Origin of the sequence: Flavobacterium sp. 2, from assembly GCF_049949195.1 — a bacterium.
In the GTDB taxonomy this organism is placed as follows: Bacteria; Bacteroidota; Bacteroidia; order Flavobacteriales; family Flavobacteriaceae; genus Flavobacterium.
The window spans coordinates 1-17221 of the sequence record NZ_CP188206.1; the positions used below are offsets into that span (position 1 = coordinate 1).

The 17221-nt window shown below is 36.0% G+C and carries 7 protein-coding genes; all 7 read left to right on the forward strand.

Going from position 1 to position 17221, the window contains the following annotated elements; translation table 11 throughout:
- The 7 genes from ACNFIH_RS00005 to ACNFIH_RS00035 all read left to right on the forward strand — a co-directional run bounded on the left by ACNFIH_RS00005 (position 1) and on the right by ACNFIH_RS00035 (position 17202).
- Complete coding sequence (locus tag ACNFIH_RS00005) at positions 1–1134, forward strand: ABC transporter substrate-binding protein (protein WP_426484933.1); 1134 nt, start codon at positions 1–3, stop codon at positions 1132–1134.
- 15 nt (positions 1135–1149) lie between these two features.
- On the forward strand, positions 1150–7359 hold the full coding sequence (locus tag ACNFIH_RS00010) for a T9SS type A sorting domain-containing protein (RefSeq protein ID WP_426484934.1): 6210 nt from the start codon (positions 1150–1152) through the stop codon (positions 7357–7359).
- A 52-nt stretch (positions 7360–7411) separates the two neighbouring features.
- Positions 7412–8251, forward strand: a complete 840-nt coding sequence (locus tag ACNFIH_RS00015) for an outer membrane beta-barrel protein (RefSeq protein WP_426484935.1) — start codon at positions 7412–7414, stop codon at positions 8249–8251.
- A 230-nt stretch (positions 8252–8481) separates the two neighbouring features.
- Positions 8482–9432, forward strand: coding sequence for an aldo/keto reductase (locus tag ACNFIH_RS00020; RefSeq protein ID WP_426484936.1), 951 nt, complete (start codon positions 8482–8484; stop codon positions 9430–9432).
- Positions 9433–10221: 789 nt separating this feature from the next.
- Entirely contained in the window at positions 10222–11895 is a 1674-nt protein-coding gene (locus ACNFIH_RS00025) for a glycoside hydrolase family 43 protein (RefSeq protein WP_426484937.1), read from the forward strand.
- An 81-nt stretch (positions 11896–11976) separates the two neighbouring features.
- On the forward strand, positions 11977–14694 hold the full coding sequence (locus tag ACNFIH_RS00030) for an alpha/beta hydrolase-fold protein (protein WP_426484938.1): 2718 nt from the start codon (positions 11977–11979) through the stop codon (positions 14692–14694).
- A 42-nt stretch (positions 14695–14736) separates the two neighbouring features.
- Positions 14737–17202, forward strand: a complete 2466-nt coding sequence (locus ACNFIH_RS00035) for a glycoside hydrolase family 95 protein (RefSeq protein WP_426484939.1) — start codon at positions 14737–14739, stop codon at positions 17200–17202.
- Positions 17203–17221 lie beyond the last annotated feature (19 nt).

Here is a 17221-nt window from a genome sequence, read left to right on the forward strand (position 1 = left end):
ATGGATAACGAAATCAAAATAGGAATTTTAATTCCAAAGTCACAACAGTATCCCGGTTTAGATAAAGATTTTATGAGAGGGTTAAAACTTAATGCTCTTAATGTAAAGTTCTTTGTTGAAAGCATTGGTATTGGTGCAGACGAGAATATGATAATTGAGAAAATTCAAAAAATGAATTTTCAGGAAGATATCTCAATTATTATTGGCTTTTTTGGACATTATAATATAACGGAAGTATATAATTATGCCTCAAAAAGTGATATTTTATTACTAGCCGCAGACCTTGGGGCAACTGTACCTTATGAAGCCAAAGCTCAAAAAGGAGTATACATTAATTCATTTGGGCTAAGTGAATCGTGCTTTCATTTAGGTATCTATTTTTCAAATAAGAATTATCAAAAAATTGTTACTTCAACTTCTTTTTATGATTCTGGTTATGGTATGCTTACCGCTATTGAGCAAGCATTAACAGAAAAATCTAATTTTTCAGGGCATTATATAACTCCTTTTTTGCCAAGAGAAAACGAAGCTTTATATATGGATTATACCATTAGCAATCATAAGCCTGATGCTGTTTTTGCATTTTATAGTGGTTTATATGCCGAAGAGAATGCCAATTTTATAACTCAAAATAAAATTACCCAAAAGTATCCTTTTTATGTTACTCCGTTTTTTATTAATGATAAAATTCTGGAAGAGTATAAAAGCAATCCTTACAATCTTTATGTAGTCAGTTCATGGATGCAAAATGATACTGAAACATTAGATTTTACTAACGAATATTTCAATACTTATTCAGAGAATCCATCTGTTTTTTCAATTCTCGGATATGAAAACGGACTGATATTAAAGAGCATACTTCATAAAGCAAGTAATTTTACTAAAAACTCTTTAATTGATGCCATTACGGAATTAAATATTGCCGGACCAAGAGGAACTATTCGCTTTGACAAGGAAACAAACAGAACAATATTTAATCATCATATCTATGAAATAAATCTGGATTCTCCTGATACTATAAGCTTTAGAAAAATTGAAACATTGATAAATGACGGACATTTTATTAAGGCTTTTACCTCAACTACAAAACCTGAAAAATTAGGCGGTTGGCAGAATGCTTATCTGTGTCATTAAACTAAATTGTATGTTATGAAAAAAAAATTACTCTTATTTATTATGCTTTTGTGTTCGTTTTTTGTAGAGCAAAAAATAAATGCACAAGTCAGCGCTGGAGATATTGCCTTTATAGGTTATCAAACCGGAGCGCCTGCCCAAGATGGTTTTACTTTTATTACCTTAAAAGCAATACCAGCCGGTACCACTATCTATTTTACTGATCGTGGTTGGAATCGAACTACTTCGACATGGGTAACAGGAAGTACTGAAATGCATTTGCAATGGAATGTACCAGGTACAGTTCCCGCCGGAACTATTGTTTCGGTAATAGAAACAACAACAGCTGACGTGCTTACTGTTACCGGTACAACAGGTCTAGGTTTTGCATCTGGTTTTACTGGTTTTAACCTGAGTGCGGGTGATCAAATGCTCGCCTATCTTTCTCCTGCAGGTGCACTGCCTGTTTCTCCAAACGCACCTACATTTATTGCAGGTGTACATGCAGATTACAACTCTGGCGATTATGATCCTGTTACAACTTGGAATACTGATAATACAAGTGGAGGACCCTCGAGTGCTCTTCCCTTGGGATTAACTAACGGTGTGAATTGTATTTCATTATATCCTGGTGTAACGGAAAAAGCAAACGCAAGATATACGGGTACTTTAACTGGTACTTCAGCAGACTTACTAGCAAGCATTAACAATATAGCAAATTGGGATAAATTCGATGGTGTTGATTTAGGAATAACTCCATCAGGCTATGTTACTCCTAATGTATCTACGGCTGTAGTGGCAACAGTAAGTTCTGCCGCAGCATCAAATATTAAATCAGTTTCAGCTACGCTCGGAGGTTCCGTATCTGCTGATGGAGGTGATTCATCTGTGGTTAGAGGAATTGTTTGGTCTACATCAGCAAATCCGGTTGTTACGACTAATGCAACAGTTCCAATTGGCAGCGGGACTGGTACATATAGTGCAATAATAACCGGACTTCCAGCAGCTACAACAATACATTTTAGAGCCTATGCCACAAATAGCGCTGGAACGAGTTATGGTAATGATTTAACGTTTACTACTGGAGCAGCATTAACTGCGCCTACTCCTTCAAAAATTGATGTAAGTTGTAATGGAGGCACTACTGGTTCAGCTACAGTAGCACCAACAGGAGGAACAACTCCTTATACTTATTCCTGGTCTCCTTCTGGCGGAACTTCAGCAACAGCATCTAGTCTTTCGGCTGGAACTTACACTGTGACCGTTACAGATGGTGAATCAACACAAATAACAAGAAACGTTACTATTAATCAGCCAAATGTATTATCAGGCATAGTTTCTAAAGTTTCGGTTTCATGTAACGGAGATACAAATGGTTCTGCAACCGTTGCGCCATCTGGAGGTACAACTCCATATACTTATTTATGGTCAAATGGTGTTATAACCGCAACCGCATCAAATCTTGTAGCTGGAACATATAGTGTAACAATTACTGATGCGAATTCTTGCACTAAAACAATTAATAATATTGTAATAGATCAGCCACCTGTATTATCTGGTACAGCCAATACAACTTCAGTTTCATGTTTTGGAGGAGGAAATGGTACGGCAACTGTGACAGCCTCAGGAGGTACTCCCGGATATACATATGCTTGGTCGCCCTCTGGAGGAACTGCTGCAACTGCAAATGGATTGTCTGCCGGAACTTATAGTGTAACAATCACAGATGCTAATTCTTGTTCAACAACGGTAAGCAATATTGTTGTGGGAGGCCCAACGAATGCTTTAGTAGCTTCAGCTGGAGCTCAAACCAATATTTTATGTAATGGATCTGCAACAGGGTCTGCAACTGTAAATGTTACAGGAGGAACTGGCGCTTATACTTATTCTTGGTCTCCTTCTGGCGGAACAGCAGCTACAGCTACAGGCTTGACAGCTGGAACGTACACTGTTACAGTTACTGATGCAAATTCTTGTCAAGCTACCCAAAGTTTTACTATTAGCGAGCCGAGTGTTTTAATTGCTTCACCTGTAGCCCAAACAAACATTGCATGCTACGGTGATGCTACTGGATCTGCAACTATTTCAGCTAGTGGAGGAGCTGGCTCATATACCTATTCATGGGCACCATCCGGCGGAACTGCAGCTACAGCTACAGGATTAACGGCTGGAACATATATAGTTACTGTTACGGATGCAAATTTATGTCAATCAACTCAAGCCTTTACGATCACTCAACCTGCTGCTGCGCTATCAGCAACAACTGCGGCAATAGGCGTAAGTTGTTATGGAGGAAGTAATGGCTCTGCAAGTGTAACAGTATCTGGTGGTACTCCGGGATATACTTATCTTTGGGCTCCATTGGGGGGTACAACAAGTTCAGTTAATGGCAGACCAGCAGGAAATTATACTTGTACTATTACAGATGCTAACGGTTGTACTCTTATAAAAAATCTTACAATTAATACTCCCGCAGCATTATCACCAACAATTACAAAAACTGATGTTTCTTGCAATGGAGGAGCGAATGGAACTGCAACAGTAGCCGTAACAGGCGGAACTGGTGCCTATACTTACTCATGGTCTCCTACCGGAGGAACTGCTGCTACTGCTAGTGGGCTTGTAGCTGGTACTTACACTGTAACGATCACAGACGCTAATATATGTCAGGTTACTCAAAGCGTTACTATAAATCAACCTGCTCTTCTTACGGCAACACAATCACAAACAAATGTTCTTTGCAATGGTGGTGCTACAGGTACCGCCACAGTAAATGTAACTGGTGGAACCGGAACCTATACTTATTTATGGTCTCCATCTGGTGGAACTGCGGCTACAGCTTCAGGGCTGACCGTAGGAAATTATAGTTGTTTAGTTACTGATGCAAATGGATGTAGTATAACAAAAAACTTCACCATTGTACAGCCACCAGTTTTATCAGCAACGACAAGTCAAATCAATGCAACCTGTTCAACTGGTGGTCAGGCAGCGGTGACTGTTAGTGGAGGAACTACTCCATATACCTATCTATGGTCGCCATCTGGCGCTACAACTTCAAATGTAACTGGATTGTCAGCTGGTAATTATAGTGTCTTGATTACTGATGCCAATGGTTGTACATTAACTAAAAACTTTGTTGTCACTTCTACAAATACTTTAGTCGCTAGTACTTCGCAAACTAATATATTATGTAATGGATCTGCAACAGGATCAGCTTCTGTCGTACCAAGTGGTGCTCCGGGGCCTTTTACATATGTGTGGTCACCATCTGGAGGAAATACCGATACCGCATCTAATCTTAGTGCAGGCAATTATTCCGTAACAATTACTTCTTCTAATGGTTGTTCGATTGTGAAAAACTTTACAATCACGGAACCTTCGGCGCTTGTCGTTACTCCTAATCCGCAAACAAATGTTTCTTGTAGTAGTGGAGCCAATGGTTCTGCAAGTGTCACAGTAACAGGCGGAACAGGTGGTTATACTTATTCATGGGCTCCTTCTGGCGGAACTGCTGCTACAGCTTCTGGTCTTGCTGCAGGAACTTATACCGTAACAGTAAAAGATGCTAATTTATGTACTAAAACACAAAGTTTTACTATTACAGAACCTGCTGCACTTGTTGCAACAACAACTCAAGTAAATGTTTCTTGTAATAGTGGTTCAAACGGATCTGCAACAGTTAATGTAACTGGTGGAACTGGAGCTTACACTTATTCATGGTCTCCTTCTGGCGGAACTGCAGCAACAGCAACAGGATTATTAGCTGGAACTTATACAGTAACCGTTAAAGATGCAAATTTATGCCAAACTACTGCTAGCGTTACTATTACACAACCTACAGCTCTTGCCGCTACAACATCTAAAACAAATGTTACTTGTAATGGCTCAAATGACGGAACGGCTACTGTAAATGTAACTGGCGGAACCGGCGCTTATACTTATTCCTGGTCTCCTTCTGGCGGAACTGCGGCAACAGCTTCTGGTCTTGCACCGGGGACTTATGTAGTAACGATTAAAGATGCAAATTTATGTCAAACGACTGCTAGCGTTACCATCACAGAACCTACCTTGCTTACTTCAACTGTTACCTCTACAAATATATCTTGTAATGGTGCAAATAACGGATCAGCAACTGTAACAACAACCGGAGGTACAGGTGCATATACTTATTTATGGTCTCCTTCTGGCGGAACAGCTGCAACGGCAACTGGTCTTGCACCGGGAAATTATAGTATAAAGGTTACTGACGCTAATTTGTGTCAGACTCTAACAACTGTAATTATAGTTGAACCTGCGGCACTTGTTGCAACAGCAACACAAGTAAATGTTTCTTGTAATGGTGGTTCAAACGGATCAGCAACAGTAAATGTGACTGGCGGAACTGCTCCTTATACTTATACATGGTCTCCTTCGGGGGGAACAGCTGCTACAGCTTCAGGCTTGACGGCAGGAGTTTATACAGTAACTATTACTGATGCAAATGCATGTCAGATAACAATAAATGTTACTATAACTGAGCCTGCATTACTTTCTGCAACAACTTCTAAAACAGATGTTTCTTGTAATGGTGCAAACGACGGAACTGCAACAGTAAATGCAACTGGTGGAACTGGCGCTTACACTTATTCTTGGGCACCATCTGGAGGAACTGCAGCAACTGCAACAGGATTAAGTCCAAACACTTATACCATAACAATTACTGATGCTAATGGATGTTTCATTACTAAAACAATAAACATAATCACAACTCCAGATGTAACTGCTCCGGTCCCGAACGTTGCCACTCTTCCAGTGATTACTAACTATTGTTCTGTTTTAACATCCGAAATTGCTATTCCAACTGCAACAGATAATTGCTCAGGAGTTATTAATGGAAGTACAACTGATCCTTTGACTTATAATGCCGTAGGAACTTATGTTATAACATGGAAATATGCAGATGCAAGCGGAAACAATACTACACAAACGCAAACTATAAAAGTACTTGATTCTCCAATTAGTTTGGTTACTCTAAGTGATGCTGAATTTACATATGATGGAAATCCGCATTCTCTTCAGGTTGCGAATTTGCCAACTGGAGCTACGGTAGTTTATTCTGCAAATAACATTTCAACAAATGCCGGAACTTATGTTGTTACTGCTACAATTACACCAGCAGCTAGTTCACCAAATTGTTCACCAATAGTACTAACAGCTAATCTTGTAATCAAGAAAGCTTCACAACAAATTACATTCAGTGCTATTCCCGTTAAGACACTTGGAGCAAATAACAATTTTAATCTCGTAGCAACTTCAAGTGCTGGTTTGCCAATAACTTTTACATCTACATACAGTTCAGCACTGCCTCCAGCTACAGTTTCAGCAACTGGTGCTGTTACTATGTTAAGATCTGGTCAAGTCTTAATTACTGCTCAACAAGCTGGAAATAGCAACTATCTTGCTGCAACAGATGTTTCGCAATTATTAGTAATTCTTAACAATAATATCGACGTTAAGAGCATTACAATAGGATCTAAAGTTTTTGTAAACCCAGGAAAAACAATAAACTATTTATTGCCTTGCGGTGACAATAATCCAACAGTTTCAATTGTCAACGAATCAAATGCGACAATTACGCCTTCTGTAAACTTTACTTTGCAAACTCCTAAACCAGGAGTTTATACTCAAAACGCAACGATTACATCCGAAGATGGAAGTACATCTGCCACTTATTCTATTACAGTTGAAAAACCATTTGGTTTCTACGATATAGTACATCAAAAGTTCAATAATGTATTGCTTGTAAACAATAATCCACAAACAAATGGAGGTTATGAATTTGTATCGTACCAATGGTTTAAAAACGGACAATTAGTTGGCACTGGCCAATATTATTCAGCCGGTAATGATACAAGTTCAACTTTAGATGCTAATGCCGATTATATGGTAAAAATGACTACCAAAGATGGAAAAGTTTTACAAACGTGTTCAACAAAAATCAAACTTACAAATTCGCTTCAGGCAAAACTTTATCCTAACCCTGTTGAGGTTGGAAAAGTACTTACAGTAGAAGCGGATTTCCCTAAAGAAGAATTAGAGAAAATGCAAATTAGTCTTTATTCTGTCTCAGGCAAGTTAATCAAAACTGTACAATCATCTTCAGTCGTTACCGAAATACAATTACCTGAAACAACTGAAAGCAATATGTATCTTGTAGTTCTGGAAACTCCAAATGCAAAAAAATCTTTCAAAGTAATTGTAAAATAAATAAACCCTGCCAATGCTTGATACAAAGGGCATTGGCATAAATTAAGTTAAGATGAAAAAATATATAAAATCACTTCTTGTAATTGTTGCATTTTTAGCGGCATGTTTTAGTAGTTATAGTCAGGATAAAAAACACGAGTTCTCAATATCAATTGGAGGTCCATTTTCATTTGTAAAAGCTACTACAATTGGTCAGTCTGTTGAAGGAAATGGAATGAACGCGGGTCTTCGTTATTCCTATTATTTAAATAAAGGATTAAGTATTGGTATTGGTGTGGAATATCAGACATATAATTCTGACTTTAAATTTGGCTCACTAGGAGGTCAATATGATGCTGTTGATGCTGAAAATGAGTCATTTGAATTTAGATACAAAGCAGCAAATTATAGAGAGGAACAAAAATTAGGATATATTAATGTTCCTATTGGTATTCAGTTTGAAACTCCCGGTACATCAAAATTATATGTTGCGGCCGGAGCAAAAATTGGTTTCGCATCAAGCGGAAGTTATCAATCGACAATTTCAAATCTAACAACAAGCGGATATTATCCTCAATACAATGTAGAATTATTTGGCCCTGCATTTGCTGGTTTCGCAAGTACAAATAATGTAGAAACGCCAGAACAGGATCTTAATAACAAAGTTTCATATTCAGTAACTTTTGAAACCGGTTTAAAACAGGTAATCAGTACTAGAAATTCGATATATATTGGAGCCTATTTAGATTATGGATTGAATGATATCTATGATAATAACGAAGCTAAAAATCTGGTGCAATATAATCCTGAAATACCTGTTGTTTTAAAATACAACAGTGTTTCTAGTTCAGGTTTTACAACAAATGGAAGATTAGTCTCTTACGGACTTAAATTAAGATTCGCACTACAATAAATAAAATAAAATTTATTCCAAGAGCTGTTTTAACTAACAGCTCTTTTTTTGTTCAGTAAACAGAAGGTTTTAAATAAAAACAGAAGGAAAAAATTAATCATAATTTTATTGAATAATAGCTTTTTTACTCTCTTTTAATAATTACGTTATATTAAAAAATTAAACATTTTATTTAAAATATAATATATACTTTTATTAACTGATATGAATTGACTAATACAAAAAACAACATGAATTCTCAAAACCAAAAAAATGAAATAAACCGACGCAGATTTTTACAAACCGGTGTAAAACTGGCAGCTGCCGGAATTTACTTAGGCATGTTTGGTATGCCCAATTTGTTTGGAAATGTTATAGTGGATAAAGATGCTGCGAATATCCCAGATGTTAAGCTGAATAATGGCGTAAAAATGCCTATGCTTGGATTTGGAACTTATGGACTTAGAGGAGAAGTATGTCAGCAATCTGTAGCCGATGCTATATCAGTAGGATACCGCCTTATTGATACCGCAAAAGTGTATGGAAATGAAGAAGCGGTAGGTAAAGCAATAAAGCAAAGTGGAATTGATAGAAAACAACTTTTTGTTACTTCGAAACTATGGGTTGATGATGCTGGTTATGAGAATGCTAAAAAAGGTTTTGAAGAGACACTTACAAAATTGGGACTCGAATATCTTGATCTGTATCTTATACATCGTCCAAGAGGTGATGTAAAAGGATCCTGGAAAGCAATGGAAGAACTTTACGCGGCCGGAAAAATCAGAGCTATAGGAATAAGTAACTTCGATTCAGAACAGCTGGCCGATCTTTTGTCTTATGCTCAGGTAAAACCGGTAGTGAATCAGATTGAGACACATGCTTATTTTCAGCAAGGCAATTCATATAATTTGCTAAAGAAACATAATGTTCAGATGGAAGCATGGGCACCTTTTGCTGAAGGTCGAAATGGACTTTTTACAGATGAAGTATTTGCTAAAATTGCGAAAAAGTACAACAAAACAGTTGCTCAGGTCAATTTGAGATGGCATTATCAGCGTGGTATTGTTGCCATTCCAAGATCTTCCCAAAAGGCACATATTGTAGAAAACCTGAATATATTTGATTTCAAACTTAATCATGAAGACATAAGTGCAATTGAAAAGCTGGATTTAAATAAAACCCAGTTTCCGGAATGGAGCTAAAGCAGCGCTGCTAAAACAAGTATGTTGCTATATTTTTATTATAAAAAAGCCTCTTTTATTGGAGGTTTTTTCTTTTTGCTATTTAGCCTGAAATGAATAATTTTTTATTGAAGAGAGTGGAGGAGTTTTTTTTCAATAGGATAAATAGAATATAATAGCCTTTTTTTATAAAACTAGTTGATTTTACTTTTCCCATTCATTTTCATAGTACAAAAGGTCTTCTTCATATGAACTAGTATCGGTTTCAAATCCTTCGGGCGCATAATATTGTTTTTCGTATTCCATAAGAGTGTTTGATTTTAATTGTTTCTGACCTTTCTATTATCCAATAGAATAATTTAAAACTAAGTTTTTACCAGAAGAAAAATTTATATAATTTTCATTTAGTGTTTTAAAATTTACATTCGTCAATCTTCTAATGAAAATAATTTTTGTTATGGTAGAATAAGAAAGTTATAATTGTTAGGAAGAAAATGCTTTTACCGGAATTTTTAATTTTTCTTATCTCTTTTTGGTATATTAAATTTAAAACTTTAGTAGTGTTATTGCGTTATGTGTTTTTTATCTGTTATATTTTTATTGATTTAAAAAAAGAAATGACAAAACAACCGGTTGTGTATTAAAATGTTTTTCTATATTTGTAAAATATACACTTATTAATTAGAAAGAAATTTGAGGTAAGTGCTCTAATTCAATTGATTTTTTTAATAATTAAGATTTAACAAAATGAACCAAAAACAAATTTATTGCCTGTCGGTATTACTATTTTTTCTTTTCTCTTTTAATGTAATGACAGTTAAAAACAGCTTTAGAAATGGGTCAATTAAAGAAATGCCTATTTTTTCAAATGTCATTTATCAGGGAGATGATCTTATATATAAAAATAACCCTTTAAAACCAGATGAATTTTATACTCCAATTTTACAAGGATGTTATCCAGATCCGGCTTTAACTCGAAAAGGAGATGACTATTATATGGTTTGTTCTTCATTTGCAATGTTTCCCGGAGTGCCAATTTTCCATTCTAAAGATTTAGTGAATTGGACCGACTTGGGCGGGGTATTAAATAAAGTTTCAGAATTTAATCCGCACGATACCGGAATTAGTCAGGGCGTATATGCACCAAGTATAACGTATAATCCACATAATGATACTTTTTATATGATTGTAACTGCCTTTACGGGAGGAATGGGGAATATTATAGTAAAAACAAAAGATCCTATGAAGGGATGGGGAAGTCCAATAAAATTAGGTTTTGATGGAATTGACCCATGTATCTTCTTTGATGATAACGGAAAAGGATATATCGTACACAACGATGCTCCAGATAAAGGAAAAGCATTGTATGAAGGTCATCGTGTAATTAAAGTTTGGGAATATGATCTTGTAAATGATAAAGTAATCCCAGGTTCTGATAAAATTATTGTAGACGGAGGTGTAGATCTTTCTAAAAAACCAATTTGGATCGAAGCTCCGCATTTATATAAAAAAGACGGACGTTATTATTTAATGTGTGCCGAAGGAGGAACTGGAGATAATCATAGTGAAGTTATTTTTATCAGCGATAATCCAAAAGGGCCATTCAAACCCGCATCTAATAATCCTATCTTAACACAACGTTATTTTCCACAAAACAGGACTGATAAAGTGGATTGGGCTGGACATGCCGATTTAGTTCTTGGACCTGATAATAAATATTACGGTGTGTTTCTGGGTATTCGTCCAAATGATAAAAACAGAGTGAACACGGGCCGTGAAACGTTTATGTTGCCTGTAGATTGGTCTGGAATTTTTCCTGTTTTTGAAAACGGATTAGTTCCTCTTGAGCCAAAAATAAAAATGCCGAAAGGAGTTACTGAAAACAAAACAGGTAAAGACGGATTTTTTCCTAATGGAAATTTTACGTTCACTGAAAATTTCACATCTGAAAAATTAGATTACAGATGGATAGGACTTAGAGGACCTCGAGAAAGTTTTAGTACAGTAACTAAAAAAGGACTACAAATCAAGCCTTTTGAAGTTAATATTAAAGAAGTAAAACCAACTTCGACACTTTTTTACAGACAGCAGCACAATACTTTTTCTTTTGCTTCAACAATAGATTATAAACCTGCATCTGAAAAGGATTTGGCAGGAATTGTTTGCCTGCAAAGTGAGCGTTTTAATTATGTTTTTGGTATCACCAAAAAAGGAAAGGATACTTATGTTGTATTGCAAAGAACAGATAAAGGCCAATCAAAAATTGTTGCAAGTACTAAAATTGAAATCAAAAAGAATATCCGTCTGCAGGTTAAGGCAACAGGTGACAGTTACCAATTTAGCTATGCTCTAAATGGTGTTAATTTTGAAAATTTGGGAGGAAGCGTTTCAGGAGATATTCTTTCTACAAATGTAGCTGGAGGTTTTACAGGAGCTTTGGTAGGTTTATACGCGACCGCAGCAAATGATGCTCATGCTGAGTAAAAAGAGAGATCTTTAAAAACAATTGAATTTTATAATTCAGGCATTTAAATAATAATTTTTGACACTAAATACCACCATATAATGACATCAATAATTAGATTTTTTGCATTTACTGCTCTTTTATTACTAGGACAAAAAGGATATTCCCAAGACCCAAATTTTCATGTCTACTTAAGCTTTGGCCAATCAAATATGGAAGGTTATGCCAAAATTGAGCCTCAGGACATCACTGCAGTTGATGATCGATTTCAGGTCTTGGAAACAGTAGATTGCCCTGAAATTGGACGTTCAAAGGGGAATTGGTACACTGCTGTTCCTCCATTATGCCGATGTACTACCGGGTTGACTCCAGTGGATTATTTTGGGAGAACTTTAATTGCCAATCTGCCAAAAAATATAAAAGTTGGTGTTATAAATGTAGCTGTCGGAGGTTGTAAAATCGAGCTTTTTGATAAGGATAAAACATCAGAATATGTTGCAACGGCACCAGACTGGATGAAAGGTATTCTAAAACAATACAACGACAATCCATATCAAAGATTGGTTGAAATGGCAAAAATTGCTCAGAAAAAAGGTGTAATTAAAGGAATTTTACTGCATCAAGGAGAGTCTAATACGGGTGATACGCTTTGGCCGAAAAAAGTAAAAATCGTTTACGATAACCTCATGAAAGATCTGAATCTCGACCCTAATAAAGTTCCATTGCTTTCGGGCGAAACGGTAAATGAAGACCAAAATGGCAAATGTGGAAGTATGAACAAAATCATAGCCACACTTCCTAAAACAATAGCTAATTCTTATGTGATTTCTTCAAGCGGATGTAAAGCCGAAGCTGATAATTTGCATTTTAACGCAGCAGGTTATCGTGACTTAGGAAATCGTTATGGCGAGAAAATGTTATCGTTGTTAGGGTATAAATTGTACAATGGAAAAGATTTTTTCAGGGTTAGCGCGCCAATTGGTTTTGATCAGGTAAATTCAAACGTAGCGACCGGTAAAGTAGAAATGATTAGTTATGAATCTAAAACAGTTGGATCCATAAGAAAAGCCAATGTATATACGCCGCCTGGATTTAATAAAAAGAAAAAATATCCAGTGCTATATCTACTGCACGGAATAGGGGGTGATGAAAATGAATGGCTAAAAGGAGGAAATCCACAAATTATTTTAGATAACCTTTATGCTGAAGGAAAATTAGAACCTATGATTGTCGTTATGCCAAATGGAAGAGCGATGAAAGATGATAGTGCTTCAGGAAATATAATGGCTCCGGATAAAGTACAAGCCTTTTCAACCTTTGAAAAAGATTTACTGACCGATTTAATTCCATTTATCGAAAAAAAATACCCTGTTTATAAAGACAGAGAGCACCGCGCAATTGCCGGTTTATCAATGGGCGGAGGACAATCTTTGAATTTCGGTTTAGGGAACCTGGATAAATTTGCGTGGGTTGGTGCATTTTCAGCTGCGCCAAATACCAAAATGCCTGAAGAATTAATTCCAAATCCTGAAGAAGCAAAAAAGAAATTAAAACTGCTTTGGATTTCCTGTGGTGATAATGATTGGCTGATCATGAACAGCAAGCGCACACATGATTATTTATATAAAAATGATGTGCCTCATATTTACTATTTAGAACCTGGTGTGCATGATTTCAAAGTTTGGAAAAATGGATTATATATGTTTTCGCAGTTTTTATTTAAGCCTGTCGATCAGTCCACTTTTTCAGAATATACTATTTTAGGAGATCAGGCTCAGACTAACATTCGTAATGCTAAATATCCTCAAATATTGCCAGATAACCGTGTTGTTTTTAAAATTAAAGCACCAGGAGCTTCAAAAGTACAAATTGATTTAGGTAAAAAATATGATATGTCCAGAGATTCAGACGGATTATGGACGACTACTACCGTAGTAATCAATAAAGGATTTAATTATTACTCGTTATTAATTGATGGTATGGCTGTTGCTGATCCGTCAAGCGAAACCTTTTATGGTATGGGACGTATGGCAAGCGGTATTGAAATTCCGAATAAAGAAGGCGATTTTTATGCCTTAAAAACGGTTCCGCATGGCGATGTCAGAATTAAAAAATACTTTTCAAAAGCAACTAATTCTTGGCGTGAAATGTATGTTTATACTCCTCCAGGTTATGAAAATTCGACCGAAAAATATCCTGTTTTATATCTGTTGCATGGAGGAGGCGAGGACCAAACCGGATGGGCCACTCAAGGTAAGGCGAATTTAATCTTAGACAATTTAATAGCCGAAAAAAAAGCAAAACCAATGGTAATCGTTATGCTGGATGGCAATATGGGAAATACAGGAGGAGTTGCCGGTTTTAATGAAAATGCTTTGAAAGCTTTTGAAAATGAATTAAAAATCGGGGCAATCCCTTTTGTAGAAAGTAATTTTAAAGTAGCAACAGATGCTAAAAACAGAGCTTTAGCCGGATTGTCTATGGGCGGATTGCAAACACTTTATGCAGGTATTAAAAACTCAGATATGTTTTCCAGTATAGGCGTATTTAGCTCTGGCTGGTGGGCGAATAATGACACATTATCTGCACCTCAATATGAGTTTATGAAAAATAATACTGCAACAATTAATTCAAATATTAAAAATTTTTGGATTTCAATGGGTGGTAAGGAAGATATCGCTTATGAAAACTGCAAAATAATGATGAGCAAATTTGACCAAATGGGAATTAAATACAAATACAGCGAATATTCGGGAGGTCATACCTGGCCGGTATGGAGACATGATTTATTTATGTTTGCTCCTTTGTTATTTAATTAATTCAAATGTGTAAATGAATCCCAAAAGACAACAAAAAAAGTTATGAAAACATATTTAATTGCCATAGTACTGTTTTTTGGAATTTCATTATCTGCACAACAGACAAATGATTTAAAGCTTTGGTATAAAAATCCTGCCGGTTCAGTTTGGGAAAATGCCTTGCCAATTGGAAATGGTTTTCAAGGCGCTATGGTATATGGGAATGTAGAAAAAGAAATTTTTCAATTAAATGAAGCAAGCGTATGGAGTGGAAGTCCGAATAGAAATGACAATCCTGATGCAAAAAATGCATTGAGTGAAATTCGAAGACTTATTTTTCAGAAGGAATATAAAAAGGCTGAAAAACTCATTAATGAAAATATAATCACTAAAAAATCCCACGGACAAATGTTTCAGCCCGTAGGAAACTTAGAACTGGATTTTTCGAATCATCAAAACTTTACCGATTATTACCGAGAACTTAATATAGAGAATGCTATTGCAAAAACAGTTTATAAAGTACAAGGCATTACTTATACCCGAGAAGCATTTATGTCTTTTCCTGATCGGGTTTTAGTGATAAAACTCTCTGCTGATATACCGGGTAAAATATCATTTACAGCAGCTTTCAATTCTGAACATAAAAAACAGGAAATTAAAGTTGAAAACAAGAATGAAATTTCACTTTCAGGAACTACAAGTAATCATGAAGGTGTAGATGGAAAAGTCAATTTTAACGCATTAGCGAGGTTTAAAGTTAACGGTGGAATTACAAAAACTTCTGGCAATTCTATAAAAATTGAAGGCGCAGATTCTGTTTTGATTTATGTATCAATTGCGAGTAATTTTATTAATTACAACGATATCAGCGGTAATGAAAAGGAATTTGCAAAATCTTTTTTAGACAAGACATTTGATAAGAAATATGATATAATGAAAAAAACTCATATTGCTTATTATCAAAAGTATTTTAATAGAGTAAAGCTTGATTTAGGAAATACAGCGGCATCTAAGTTTCCAACAGATGAAAGACTGGCGAATTTCAGGAATGTTTCAGATCCATCTTTTGTAACACTTTATTATCAATACGGACGATATTTATTGATTTCATCTTCACAACCGGGAGGTCAGCCTGCCAATTTGCAAGGTATTTGGAATCACAGCATGAATCCAGCGTGGGACAGTAAATATACGATCAATATAAATACCGAGATGAATTATTGGCCGGCTGAGAAAACCAATTTATTAGAAATGCATGAGCCTCTTTTAAAAATGATTCAGGAATTAGCTCAAACCGGAAAAGAAACGGCAAAAGTGATGTACGGAGCCCGTGGCTGGATGGCGCATCATAATACTGATATATGGAGAATTAACGGCGCTGTTGATGGCGCAACTTGGGGTGTTTGGAATGCTGGTGGAGGGTGGCTGAGTCAACATCTTTGGGAGCATTATCTTTATACTGGTGATAAGGAATATCTTCAATCAGTATATGAAGTGCTTAAAGGTGCCGCCGATTTTTATGCTGATTTCCTTGTAAAAGATCCTGAAAATGGCTGGTTGGTCGTAGCTCCAGGGAATTCGCCAGAAAATGCTCCCATAGCGCATCAAGGTTCTGCAGTAACTGCTGGATCAACGATGGACAATCAAATTATTTTTGATGTTTTTAGCACTGCAATAAAAGCGTCCGAAGCATTAGGAAAAGATAAACAATATGCCGATAGTTTGAGAACGTTGCGAAGCATGCTTCCGCCAATGCAAATAGGAAAATATAATCAGCTTCAGGAATGGATGGATGATGTAGATGATCCTAAAGATAATCATCGCCATATTTCGCATTTATACGGTTTGTATCCTTCTAATCAGATTTCGGCTTATAAAACTCCAGAGCTTTTTGCGGCGGCAAAGAATACATTGTTGCAAAGAGGCGATATTTCTACAGGCTGGAGTATGGGCTGGAAAGTAAACTGGTGGGCAAAGATGCAGGATGGAAATCACGCTTATAGTTTAATTCAAAATCAATTAACTCCGCTTGGTGTAAACACTGGCGGAGGCGGTACTTATAATAATCTTTTTGATGCGCATCCGCCTTTTCAAATTGATGGGAATTTTGGATGCACATCGGGAATTACAGAAATGTTGATGCAAAGTTCAGATGAGGCCATTCATTTACTTCCAGCACTTCCCGATGCTTTGAAAGAATATGGAGAAATAACAGGTTTGAAAGCAAGAGGCGGATTTGAAATTAAAGATATGAAATGGAAAAATGGAAAATTAATGGCTGTCAGTATTCAGTCCAATCTTGGAGGAAACCTACGATTGAGAACTCCAAATCAAATCATTGCTAAAAATAAAATGAATTTTAAAACTGCTTCGGGAGTTAATTCAAATGTTTTTTACCAAACAAACGAGGTCAAAAAGCCCATTATAGCTAAAAAAGCTTCTATTAAACCTTTGGAGATTCAACCAACATTTTTATATGATATTGGTACTGAAAAAGGTAGAATATACAATTTCTCAATTAAGGAATAACGAATTCAATTACAATTAT